Source organism: Nostoc sp. (genome assembly GCF_036917575.1).
In the GTDB taxonomy this organism is placed as follows: domain Bacteria; phylum Cyanobacteriota; class Cyanobacteriia; order Cyanobacteriales; family Nostocaceae; genus Nostoc.
Genome location: NZ_JBALDC010000045.1, coordinates 233,433 through 246,576, shown reverse-complemented (window position 1 = coordinate 246,576; position 13,144 = coordinate 233,433). Strand labels below are relative to the sequence as shown.

The window sequence follows — 13,144 nt, the reverse complement described above, 5'->3', positions numbered from 1 at the left end:
TGATGATGAGTTAGACCTTGCCTACGCAGTAATTGATGGTGTTCAAGCCAGAGGGGAAAGAGGAAACTACAGTACAAAACTTAACCAATTTAACTAGAGTTAAATTGGTTAAGTTTTCGTTACATACTTATAAATTTTCCCGCCGACTTACTTAGTGCAGTTTGATAATTTGCAACGGTGGCACTGCCGATTAAGGTATTAAACTCAACGAGGTTGTCACCAACCCCGTTGGTCTTCAAAACCGTGCTTGAAGGTTTCCCTTCACACGGCTCCTCAATGATTTGGTGCTTATCACGCATACCTCATTACCCATTTTTCCGTGACTTTTTCAAGTTTTCTGGTGGGCTTAGGCTCGGCACTGTTATAGCCATATTTTGTGCCAGGACTGCCATCTTTGGCTGTCTTTGTGTCGTGGCAATGTCTGTGTAGAAGTTGAAGATTTTTATACTCATCCTTTCCACCTTTTGATTTCGGGATGATATGGTCAACTTCCATCACATCGTCTTCACGGAAAAACATTTCGCAGTGGGTACACTTGCCTTTTTGCTTTTTCAGGAGTTTTGAAATCCTTTTTGGCATTTCTGGATTATCACCCATACTGTGTACTTTCTAGAGTGATGCTATTCGCCGGGTTTGTTGGAAGTGCATATTGGTCACGCGTTAACGTTGCCAACTCCTTTATCCTGTGCCTTTTGGCTCCAGCGTATTAGCCTTTTCGCTGGTTTAGAGTGACGACGATTCAAACACATCTTTAAGTCGAGACTTTACTCATGAGTACTTTGCTCGATGCTTACCAACTAATACCAATTTAATATGAAGCTGCATATAATAGATGAAAGCAAACTTGATAGATTTGAATACTCATGAGCCGTCGCCGTCGTTTTGAGATTGAAATCGCAGAGAGCGAAGAAGAACTAAAAAAACGTCTGCAAACAGCCAACTTGGGAAACCAGAAAGAAAAACTTATTATGTTGTGGTGGATCAAAAGCGGACAAGTAAAGGAACAGCAAGAAATCGGAAAACGGTTGGCACGAGATACTTCAACGGTCACGAGATGGTTGCAGAAGTACAGAACTAATGGGCTCTCAGGCTTATTAGAAATCAAGAAAGCACCAGGAGCAAAGCAGAAAATCGATAACGCTGCGATCGCAGCACTCTTAGAGGAGTTAAAAATGGGGAAAGGGTTTGCCAGCTATGGTGCAATAGTTGAATGGTTGAAACAAGAACATGGGCAAGATATTGAATATGCAACAGTTTATGCGTTGGTTCGATATCGATTAGGGGCAAAACTAAAAGTACCACGTCCTCAAAGCTATAAGCAGGATGAAAAGTTGGTATCTGAGTTTAAAAAAAACTCGGTATCATACTCAATTGTCTAGAAGAACATCTAGCACCCGGCAAATGTGTTCGCTACCTGTGTCAGGATGAAACTAGGGTTGGACTGAAAACTCTTACAGGAAAAGTGATTACAGCTTCAGGAGTCAAGCCCACGGTTGAGGTGAAATGGCCACGGGAAAACTTTTGGATTTATGGTGCAATTGAACCATTGACTGGAGACCATAACATTACGAGTATCCGAAATTGAATGGCGAGTGTTTTCAACAGTTTTTGGACTGGCTATCTCAACAATTAGGTGGAGATTACGCTATTTTACAGGTTGACCAAGCTCCTGCTCATACAAGTTCAGTGATTCGTTGGCAAGAATTTATTATTCCTCTGTTTCAACCACCTTCAGCCCCTGAACTCAATCCCATTGAAAGGCTTTGGCAACTCCTCAAGAAACCACTCAAAAATCAGCTTTTCTCTTCTTTACAAACTTTACGCGTAGGCGTAGCCCGCCGTAGGCATCGCATCCAAGAGATATTCGACCAACTTACACTTGAGCAGGTAATATCTATCTCTTCTTATAACTTTAATATGAAGCTCTTTTCTATGCAGCTTCATATTAAATTGGTATAAAAGTAGTTGTTTTGCGGTCTTCTTTGCGTCTATGGGCAAAACAAAAAGATTTATTTGTCAGAGCGAGTAAAGCGATCAAAGATTGCTTTGCTGGTAATGAGTTTTTATAATTAGGCGATCGCACAGCTAATCTGAAAAAATGGCATCAAAGAGCGATAGCAACACTCAAAGATTGCTTTGCTGGCAACGAGTTTTTAGAATTAGCGATCGCAGCAAACAAAACCAACCCTGGAGCCACTCCCATCAACCCTGGAGTCACTCCCGTCAACCCTGGAGCCACTCCCATCAACCCTGAAGTCACTCCCGTCAACCCTGAAGCCACTGCCGTCAACTTTGAAGTCACTCCCGCCAACCCTGAAGTCACTGCCGTCAACTCTGAAGCCACTTCCGCGAACCCTGAAGCCACTTCCGCGAACCCTGAAGCCACTCCCGCGAACCCTGAAGCCACTCCCGCGAACCCTGGAGTCACTCCCGCGAACCCTGGAGTTAATATTTGCAGATAATTAACTGCGGTTATCTATCTGAGCGCGTTGCAAACTTCCAGAGAAGTCAACATAGACACTTTTCCATTCTGTGAAAACATCCAAAGCAGTAGTTCCAGCTTCGCGGTGTCCGTTACCGGTTTGTTTCACACCACCAAAGGGCAAGTGTACCTCTGCCCCAATAGTCGGGCCATTAATATAGGTGATACCTGCTTCGATGTCGCGCATGGCAGTAAAAGCCCGATTGATATCGCGGGTGTAAACTGAAGAAGAAAGACCATAATTGCTATCGTTGAGAATTGCGATCGCATCCTCAAAGGAGCTAACCTCAATTAATGCCACTACTGGCCCAAATATCTCTTCACGAGCAACGCGCATATCAGGAGTTACATCATCTAAAATAGTTGGTTGAAAGAAGTAACCGTTTTTCAATGAGCCTTCACTGGCAATTTCTCCACCAATTAAAACCTTTGCTCCTTCTTCACGAGCGATATCCAAATACTTTCTCACTTGTTGGAGTTGCTTTTCATTGACTATCGGGCCAATATCTGTATTTGGGTCAGTGCCAGCACCCAAGCGTAACTTACTGGTACGCTCATAAAGCATAGCGGTAAATTTTTCTTTGATATCACGATGCAAAATCAGCCGACTAGTGGCCGTACATCGTTGCCCAGTTGTGCCAAAAGCTCCCCATACTGCACCATCAAGGGCAAGTTCTAAATCGGCATCTTCCATCACCACTTGAGCATTTTTACCACCCATTTCCAAACATACACGCTTGTGAGTGCGTCCACAAGTCGCGCCGACAAAAGCACCCGTTTCTGAAGAACCGGTAAACGATACTAAATCAACATTGGGATGCTCAACTAAAGCTTTTCCCGCCTCTTCTCCCACACCATGCACTAAGTTAATTACTCCTGGTGGTAAACCTGCTTGTTGAAAAATTTCAATCAATTTAGTTGCACAGGCGGAAGTATCTTCTGCGGGTTTGAGGATGACTGTATTGCCACAAACCAAGGCTGGCATAGCTTTCCAGCAAGGAATTGCCATCGGGAAATTCCAAGGAGTAATTAAGGCACAGACTCCTATGGGCATCCGCACAGTCATGGCGAATTTATTGGACATTTCTGAGGGTGTGGTTTGCCCAAATAGTCGCCTTCCTTCGCCAGCACTATAAAAGGCACAGTCAATTCCTTCTTGGACATCTCCCCTACCTTCCGTCAAGGGTTTACCCATTTCCCGACTGATTAATTGGGCAAGTTCTTCTTTATGCTGAAGTAATATTTCCCCAACGCGAAAGATGTATTCTGCCCTCGCTGGAGCTGGGACTTTGCGCCAACTTTGGTAGGCTTTACGGGCGGCGGCTACTGCTGTATCTACATCTTTAACTTGAGAACGGGGAAATGTGGCAACGACTTCGGTTTTGTTCGCAGGGTTGCGACTTTCTAAAGTTGCTTCCTCTATAGCACTCAACCATTGGCCATCTATATAATTGCGGCAAGATAGCGGAGTTGTCATTTTGAAAATCTCCGATGATCCACTGAAACTTGTATATTAAGATTTGCTTTCTAGGTTATCCTCAAGTTTAGGAAATTGACGCAATCAGCAAATATCGATATAAAAATTAAGGCACGAACGCCAATACTCCCACAGGAGAACCAGAACCACCACGTAATCTAAGAACTGCGATCGCTAGAGTAGTACCTTTCGGTGGCAGTTGATCCAAATTTGTCAGATTCTCTAACACAATGCGCGGCTGTTCTAAAACTAAGCGGTTAATCGTAAAACTATTATCCTGTCCGGGGTCTACACCATGAGTATCAATTCCTACCCCAACTATTTGCCGTTCATCCAGTAAAAATTGAGTCGCTTCGCTACCAAATCCAGGAAAGTGGGGAATCCCTTGAGCATCATGATTGAGGAATGCACTTTTATCGAACCACTTTTTTTGCCAACCAGTATTCAGTATAACTACGCAACCAGGAGAAATATCACCGTTTTCTGCTTCCCAAGCTAAAACATCAGCCATAGTCAGGGCATAATCAGGATTAACTGCTGTAGCTTGACAAACATTTATGACCACGGCAGGTACAACCAAAGACTGGGCTGGGTATTGGTCAATTCCCAAAGCATAACTATGAAAACTGTTAGGGGCGTTGATATGGGTAGCGCTATGTTCCCCCAAAGAGAAACGCCGCAGGTAATAGCCATCATTATTTAGTTCAGCCACAGTTTCAAATTCTACTGTGGGATCTCCAGACCATTGGGGAATATCTACGTCAATTACATGACTTAAATGGATAACGCGTGTGTAGGTGATACTATTTTGACTTTGCGGTTGTATCATCCCAGCCTTCTATTTTATTTATACTCAGGGATTTTTTTATAAGGTGCGTAGGTGTAGCTCGTTGTGTACATCCTCTGGGTTGGGCTACGCCTACGCAAAGCTAGTACCACCATTACAACGTTTTCTAAACCTAATTCCCTATACTAGAAGAAATAATCCCCCTAATTCCTGTAGGTTTTAGGTTATTGAGGGGGTTCAAATGTTGCAGCAAAAAGTGAGTTGATCTCAGTTAACAACTATTAGGTTAATTTTTGATTAAGTTTAGATTAAAATTATATATCTCCAGAAATTAAATATGCGTTATCTAGAACCCCTATAAAGATGTAGCAGTGCTACGTTTCTACTTCACATCTCTATTGTTTGATATCTAGGTTGAGGGTTCTTGCTTTAGTGGAATCATCACAACAAACTCGGTGCCTTCTCCTGGTGCTGAAATACACTGGATCTTTCCATCGTGTTTTTGGACTACAATTTGGTAGCTAATTGATAATCCCATACCCGTGCCCTTACCCACAGGTTTTGTAGTGAAGAAGGGGTCAAATATGCGTTTGCGCACTTCCTTAGTCATGCCTGGGCCATTGTCAGCAATTCTAATGATTACATGGTCTTCTTGAATGAGGCTGCGAATGCGAATTGTGGGTATGGGGCATTGGGTATTGGGTATTAGGTATTTGGAAAACTTTTCCCCAGTCCCCGTTTCCTCTTCTAAAACATCGATCGCATTTGTTAACAAATTCATAAACACCTGATTCATCTGTCCAGCGTGACACACTACTGGTGGTAGGTTGCCGTAGTCGCGGATTACTTGGATTTCGGGATGTCCCGGTTTCGCTTTTAGGCGATTTTGCAATAGCAGCAAAGTGCTATCCATACCTTCATGAATATTCACTGCTTTTGTACCGTCTTCATCAAGGCGAGAAAAATTGCGTAAAGATAGGACAATCTGCCGAATGCGTTCAGATCCCATCTTCATAGACTCTAGAATTTTGGGTAAATCTTGCTTGAGAAAGTCTAAATCAATGGTATTGATTTGTTGATCGATCTCTGGTGTTGGTGGGCTGTAACTCTGTTGATAAAGTTCTACTAAGTGCAGCAAATCCTTAGTATATTCACGGGCGTGGCTAATATTGCCGTAGATAAAATTGACGGGATTATTGATTTCGTGGGCAATACCTGCAACCAATTGTCCTAAACTGGACATTTTTTCAGTTTGAATCAGTTGCATTTGAGTTTGTTGAAGTTCTAGGAGTGCTGCTTCTAGTTGCTGGGCTTTGTCTTGAGCAGTTTGGGCGGTGATGCGACTTTGGGTGTAAAGTTTAGCTTGGTCAATGGCGATCGCAAGTTGAACTGTAACTGCTTGTAGTAATTCTACTTCGTTATTCTGCCAAGAACGAAAGCCATTAGAATAACCACAGCTAAATGCACCAATTTCGCCTGATTGGGTGTGTACGGGCAACGACATAAATGCAGTGAAACCAAAATTCTGCAAAAACTGCTGTGCTATGGAATCGCCCACAGTCTTGACATTATCAATGCGGATGATTTCTCCGTTCAAGGTTTTGGCTGCGATTAGTTCGATTTCTCCATTAGTTGCTTCTTGTTGATTAAGTAGACAGTGTAAAAAGGAACTTTTCGCCTCATATACTCTTTCCCAGTAGGGTACATCAGCGTCTTGCCTATACCAAAAGAAGACGCAGCGATCGATTTGGAATAAGTTATGAATCTCCTGCACTGCGGTTTCCACAATGTAATTGAGATCCAAAGAAGCTCGAATCTGATTAGAAAGACGATTGAGGAGTGCTTCTCGTTGGGCGCTTTCTCTGAGTGCAATTTCTGCTTGTTTGCGCTTGATACCAATAGCAATCTCTTGGGCGGCAAATTCCAATGCTGTGAAAGTTGATTCTGTCACTGTTTGGCGGGCAAACATGGCTATCACCCCCACAGTTTCATCTTCAACAATCAAAGGATAGCCAGCGAAGGCAACCATACCTTCTCGCTGTGCCCACTCTTTGTTACCTACGCGAGGATCTGTCTGCACAGAATTAGTTAAGTGGGCTTTGCCCTCTTCGGCAATCAAACCAATTTTAAATTGACCAACTGGCACACATTTATGAGGCCCATTAATATGGGTGTACATCCCAGAACTGACTTGTAACTCCAATACGTTGTCTTGTTTGTTCAGCGTCCAGATGCGAGCAAAGGCTGCATCAATATGTTCAACTAAGGCGTCAGTGCATCGACGCATCATATTCTGTAAGCTGTCACTTTGAGTCAACGCCGCGTCTACATTCGGCACGAAAATTTGCTAAACGCGCTCGTTCTGCTAGAGCGACTTCTGCTTCTTTACGCTCAGTGGTGTCATAGCAAATACCAACAAAGTACAAAATATTGCCATTAGCGTCTTTAATCGCAGATGAATTGCTTGTATGCCATCGCCAACTACCATTTTTGTATTTAATTCGATATTCAATTGCTTTTTGTTTTTCGCTTGTTGTTAAAATTCTTTGAAAATAATCGGCACAGATATGCACATCATCAGGGTGTATAAACGGAATAAAAGACTTACCTTCAACCTCTGCAACCTCATGCCCAAGAATCTCAGTCCAGTTAGGAGAAATGTAGGAAAATGTCCCTTCAAGTGTCAGCGCAAAAATAACATTATTGGCGTTTTCCACAATGCTGCGGAACTTAGCATCATTTTCTATTAAGGCTGCTTGAATATTGTCGCTGGTGTCGCGGATCAAAACTATGATTTGCTGGTCTGGTAATGGTAATAACCTAGCTACAAAATTCTTATTTTCTGGTGATAAAGGTAAGGTATATTCAAAACTGACTTCAGATTGAGTTTCAAGTACTTGAGTTATTGCTTGGTCGAAGCGATCGTCTACAGCAGTTGGTAAGTATTCTCGTAAACTCTTGCCCTGACAATCTCCTGGTAGAATATCTATCGGCATCTTTCCTGGGTTGTAATCCAGAATACTTCCATCAGCAGCAAGACGAAAGTACACATCAGGAAGCACTTGCAAAATGGCTGCAAATTCTGATGTTTTTTGGCGTAACTGTGCTTCAACTGCTTGACGTTTGATAATTTCAGCTTGCAGCTGCTCTAATGCTTTTGCTAATTCTGTTGCCTGTTCTATATCTGTAATTTTACGTAAGTGACGAGAGGGATTTGTAGATAGAAAGCAGCTTTCTGTTAAGGAACCATGACTTATCACTGTCGGCACTTCTGTAAGATCGACACAATAACCGATGTAACCGACAAAGCTACCATCTGCTGCAAATCGTGGCGCGGCTGTATCTAAAATCCAGCGATATTCGCCATCAGATCTACGCAGGCGATATTGCCTCTGGAAGGAATCATGCGTCGCAAATGCTCTCAAGTATATATTTTCACATCGCTGTGTATCTTCTGGATGGACGCTACCAGTCCAAATATTGCCTATTTCCTCTTCTGGTGCAAACGCGGCTGTTGTTATACGTGTTCCAGTAAATTTTAGCCAATTAGAATTGAAGTAACAGTAAAGTGCATTGCATCCAGACATCCAAATCATCAAAGGAGTAATATCCGCCTGCTGACAAAATACTTTTTCATCCTCTTTAACTATGATTTTTTTAACGTAGTTCTGCACCTTTTGAGAAAACACTTTTGCCTGCCTGCTCTGCCTAAATTATTAAGGTGATAGTCTAAAAATATAATTTCTTAATATATGGATATAATCTTGTTTATACCGACCTCTTAACTATCTTAATACTTTATTTGTTTTTATATATGCAGTAATCCCTCTTTTCCTGTAAATAAATTGAAAAAAACCTGAAGTTATCATTAAGATTAACCTCAATATTTTTTTGAAATTCAAACTATATATATCAAATAGCTTATTTGACTTTGTTGGTTTTTGAAATTCCTGATAAATTCATCTTAGCTATGTAATTACATTGCTCAAAAACCTGATTTAGCTTTACAGGAACTCTATGATTTTCTGCAAGGCGTTTACATCTTTATCATAAATTCACAATAATCCAGATTTTCATCCCAAATAAATATTGATTTTTTATCAAGAAGAATTCAGCATGAATTAGAATCTGGCTGATGGATCTAACAGGACTTAAAATCAAGGGTATAAAAGAGTTTGAACGCCACATCTGTAATCAGCAGTTTTCAACCAATTAATTGTATAAAAACCAACTTTATTTATTTGTAATCCTAGATGATGATGGATGTATTCTTTTTTATTTTTCCCAGCAAAACCTAATTTTTTTAAATTGTCTTAACTAGTCAAAATGCCTTATATAGCAATAATTCTATCTGAGTTATGAAAAATCTGGGTGATGAGGAATTGTCTCTCTAAGAGATACTAAGTGTACGCGCAGCATCTCTTAAAGAAGTAGGCCAGGAAAAAGAGAACAAAAACAGAATTCGCAAATCTCATGAATGATTTAGGATTGCTATAGCAAAATCGCAAAGTAAATGAGAGAAATGCTAAATGTGATATCAACTGGCTGCAACAATGGCTGGTAATTGCATTTTATATGTTATAAAGCTCACAGAAATTAATGTTAGGCGGAAACTACTTTATGGAACCAGATCAACTAGGCCGTTTTAAGGAGTACGGCGAATTCATCCTCCGAAAGATAGATTCTGTGCCCCAGTACCCTTCTAAACAAGAAGATTGGGTTCCAGCTAGTCTTGATGACTGTCTTCTTCGTTTGCGATCGGCTGCCCAGAAAACTGTAGATCTGGCAACTTCGCCTGTGAAAATTGGGGTAATGGGGGAATTTAGTAGTGGAAAAACCTTACTTTTAGGCAGTTTAATTGGATATGCAGATGCTTTGCCAGTCAGTGAAAACCCCACTACAGGTAATGTTACCGCCATACATATTATTCCGCAAAACGATTTTGCAACCACTCAATTAAGTAACTTTACAGTAGAGTATCTTTCTCATGAAGGAGTACATGAGTGTCTACGCTTCATGCTAGGGGAAGCCAATAAACGAACAACAGCAGCAGGGCTTCCTCCTATACCAGTATCGAAACTCAATTCTGGCGACGATATTATTAGCTGGTGTGAAGAAGCATGGAATAGGAGTAACAATTTAGAACTACGTTATTTACTGAGAGAGTTGGTATTATTCCTGCGGGCTTATCAAGCTTATGGAGAGGTTATGTGTGGTGGGCATTACCAAATTGATGCTATCACCGCTCGTCAGGGGCTACAGCTCGTTGAACAGCCAATGGCAATCCAAACTTTGAAATTCGAGGATCTACCTCCAGCGCATATCCGATTACCGAGTCCACCCCAGAGGCTACCAACAAAGTTATTACAAAACAGCTTTCCACTGATCCGCCGCGTAGATATCGATGTGAAAATCTCACGGGAAATTTGGGATTTTGCAGATGCAGCTAAATTTATTCTCATCGACTTTCCGGGATTGGGGGCTGCTAATTCGGGGGCTAGGGATACTTTTTTGTCATTGCGAGAATTGGCAGAAGTACAGACGATTTTGGTATTGCTAAATGGTAAATCTCCTGGGAGCGATCGCGCCAATAAAATCTTCACCATGATGCAGCAGCAGCGACCAGGACAAGACCTGAAAGATTTAATTCTCGTCGGTGTGGGTCGCTTCGATCAATTACCTCTAGATAGCGAGGGTGGCGAAAGAGAACTCGATCAATTGATTGAAGATAGCTCATATTTGCAGGAAGAAACGGTTCTTCAAAAACTCAAAGTTCTGCAAACTACCATTGATGGCGCACAAGCGTTTACAACCCAAAAAGACCGCATCGTTTTACTGTCGCCACTGTTGGGATTGGCTGAATTGGCAAAACGTTCTACTACAGTCAAAGCTGGATCGCCAGAGTTTTTGGCTAACTTGGACTATCCTGATTATCTAGATCGGTCTATACGGCTACAAGATAAATGGGAGCTATTAAGTAAACATCTACTAGAATCTAATACCCGTAGCTATTTGGGCAGACAGTTGGGTTACTTTGTTCAAGATGGGGGACTTAGTAAGCTGCGGGAATTAATTCAAACTCACGTAGCTACTCATGGTCTGAAGCAACTGCATGAAGATACTAAAAGAGCTGCTGATGTGGTGAGTCAACAACAAGATCACTTGAAAGACATCATAGATGAAATTCACGAGCAAGGCATCCCCACAGGCGATAGTCCCGCTTTTATCGAATTGCGTTTTTTGGTGGAAAGCTTAGATAAAATCTACAGAAATTTCCAAAAAGATATTGGCAAAGAACCACTTAAAGACCGACGCGGTATTGTTGTCAGCGATGTAGTAAAAGACGAACTTACCTTTAGAATCCTTAATTGGAACCAGTGGACTTTACTCTTTAACAAAGCTAATAATGGAGCGATCGCTCTAGCAGAATCTAAAGGTGCAGCCGGAAAATTATTCGCTCGGGGAAACCGCGTAAATACTTCCCTTCCAACTAAGAGTGATGATTTTTATCCAGTCTTTGAGAAAACCGTTAAAGAAGTAGAAGATTTCGCTCGCGATCGCATTCAGCAAGCAGTGGTAGATTTATTAAGTCAATTATCGAATTATATTGCCCCAGAACGCGAACAATTACAGGCATTTTTCCACCCAGAAATGGAACAAGAAATCGAAGAAAAATTTGGTTTTGAAGATGCGGATCTCTTTTACAAATTATTACTAGGATGTGAGCCTAACGAATGGAAAGAAGCAATTATCGCTGAAATCAGTAGTAAAGAAAAAACTGTTGCACCCGAAATTATCTTTCCTTTAGCACGTCAAGACGATAAACACAACGTTGGTCAAATCTTTGATTGGGCACCAGAGAAAAGCCAAGGCTTACCCAGAGCGAGCAATCACCAACTTTTAGTACTGCGACTGCGAGATGAAATTACTGCTAGTGCCAGCTTGCATCTTGTGCAGTATGTTAGCGAAGTTAATCAGCAAATTAATTCCGAATTAGAAGGCATTTTGGATCAAATTATTCCAAGTCTACAAAACCTTTCAAAAAAAGAAACTTTGCTAAGATATTTTGCAGCTGGAGAATTGCCATCTGAGATTCAAATTCCTACTTGGTTACAGATTATTTCAGAAATCGCCGCAGTTTCTCACTCAGATTGATTTGAAATCAGCCAATTTACAAAATGACTGATTGCAATCAAGTAGGAATATAAGGATGTATTTGTGAGACGTGATGCAATTTTCTATACAATTTTTAAGCGTGTCCCAGGATTATTTTTTGAGTTAGTAGAACAGCCACCAGTAGAAGCTGCTAGCTATCGCTTTGAATCAGTTGAAGTTAAAGAACCAACATTTCGGATTGATGGGGTATTTTTACCTCCACCGAATGCAACATCTCAGACGATCTTTTTTGCTGAGGTACAATTTCAAAGAGATGAGTTACTGTACCATCGCTTTTTTTCCGAATCCATGCTGTATATGTATCGTAACCCGTCGCTTTACGATGACTGGTACGGAGTAATTATTTTACAATCTCGCAGCTTGGAACCGAAAAACACCACTATTCACAGATCGTTACTGAACAGTTCTCAAGTACAACGAATTTATCTAGATGAGTTAGGTAGTCCTGATGAGCAAAGAATAGGTATCAGTTTGATGCAGTTGACTATAGCCTCAGAGACTCAAATGGTGCAAGAAGCGAAACGTTTAATTGAGCGGGTGCAACAAGAACAGATAACTGTCTTGGCTAAGAAAGAGATAATAGATGTAATCACAACAATCGCTGTTTATAAATTTGCAAACTTAAGTCGTGAAGAGGTAGAGGCAATGTTGGGAGTTAAATTAGAAGAAACTAGGGTTTATCAAGAAGCTAAACAAGAGGGACTAGAACTAGGATTACAGCAGGGATTACAGCAGGGACTACAACAAGGACTACAACAAGGACGAGAACTAGCAAAACTTGAACTTGTACCTCAGTTATTAACTAGTGGTATGTCGATGGGAGATGTTGCCCAATTACTTAATTTAACCATTGAACAAGTAAGGCTTGCAGCTGAGTAATCACAACAATTACTGGTTATAAATTTGCAAACTTAAATAGTGAAGAGGCAGAGGCGATGCTTGAAATTAAGTTACAAGAAACTAGGGTTTATCAAGAAGCTAAAGAAGAAGGACTAAAACAAGCACTATAAGAAATACGAGAAAAAGGACGAGAACAAGCAAAACTTGAACTTACACCTCGGTTCTTAGCTTATGGTATTTCTATAGAAGAGGTTGCCCAGTTACTTGATTTAACTATCAAACAAATCGAACAAGTAAGACTTGCAACTGAGCAAGAATCTTCAACATCAACTCAGTAATTGCGGTAATTTTTATAGCAATGCCTATCATGCCTAGTTTGGAC

At 41.1% G+C, this 13,144-nt stretch carries 8 protein-coding genes and 1 pseudogene; 4 read left to right on the top strand and 5 right to left on the bottom strand.

Annotated features, from left to right (window positions below; genetic code table 11):
• Window positions 1-291 precede the first annotated feature (291 nt).
• Window positions 292-597: an HNH endonuclease gene (locus V7K79_RS12740; RefSeq protein ID WP_335048111.1), complete on the bottom strand. Its 306-nt coding sequence runs from the start codon at window positions 595-597 to the stop codon at window positions 292-294.
• 266 nt (window positions 598-863) lie between these two features.
• On the opposite strand from V7K79_RS12740, the gene V7K79_RS12735 reads away from it, so the two are divergent.
• Both V7K79_RS12735 and V7K79_RS12730 read left to right on the top strand, forming a co-directional pair.
• A complete protein-coding gene (locus V7K79_RS12735; RefSeq protein ID WP_335048108.1) occupies window positions 864-1,379 on the top strand; it encodes a helix-turn-helix domain-containing protein in 516 nt (171 codons plus the stop codon).
• Between the two features lie 202 nt (window positions 1,380-1,581).
• Window positions 1,582-1,959: a transposase gene (locus V7K79_RS12730; RefSeq protein WP_335048105.1), complete on the top strand. Its 378-nt coding sequence runs from the start codon at window positions 1,582-1,584 to the stop codon at window positions 1,957-1,959.
• Between the two features lie 145 nt (window positions 1,960-2,104).
• Here the strand turns inward: V7K79_RS12730 and V7K79_RS12725 are convergent, their stop codons facing one another.
• The 4 genes and pseudogenes from V7K79_RS12725 to V7K79_RS29985 all read right to left on the bottom strand — a co-directional run.
• Entirely contained in the window at window positions 2,105-2,365 is a 261-nt protein-coding gene (locus tag V7K79_RS12725; RefSeq protein WP_335048103.1) for a hypothetical protein, read from the bottom strand.
• 97 nt (window positions 2,366-2,462) lie between these two features.
• Entirely contained in the window at window positions 2,463-3,959 is a 1,497-nt protein-coding gene (locus V7K79_RS12720; RefSeq protein WP_335048101.1) for an aldehyde dehydrogenase family protein, read from the bottom strand.
• A gap of 106 nt (window positions 3,960-4,065) precedes the next feature.
• Window positions 4,066-4,788: a cyclase family protein gene (locus V7K79_RS12715; protein WP_335048100.1), complete on the bottom strand. Its 723-nt coding sequence runs from the start codon at window positions 4,786-4,788 to the stop codon at window positions 4,066-4,068.
• A gap of 370 nt (window positions 4,789-5,158) precedes the next feature.
• Window positions 5,159-8,383: pseudogene (locus tag V7K79_RS29985) on the bottom strand (PAS domain-containing protein); the annotation flags it as partial.
• Between the two features lie 983 nt (window positions 8,384-9,366).
• Between V7K79_RS29985 and V7K79_RS12700 the strand changes: the two are divergent.
• Entirely contained in the window at window positions 9,367-11,901 is a 2,535-nt protein-coding gene (locus tag V7K79_RS12700; protein ID WP_335048093.1) for a proteasome protein, read from the top strand.
• 63 nt (window positions 11,902-11,964) lie between these two features.
• Window positions 11,965-12,801, top strand: coding sequence for an Rpn family recombination-promoting nuclease/putative transposase (locus V7K79_RS12695; protein WP_335048090.1), 837 nt, complete (start codon window positions 11,965-11,967; stop codon window positions 12,799-12,801).
• Window positions 12,802-13,144 lie beyond the last annotated feature (343 nt).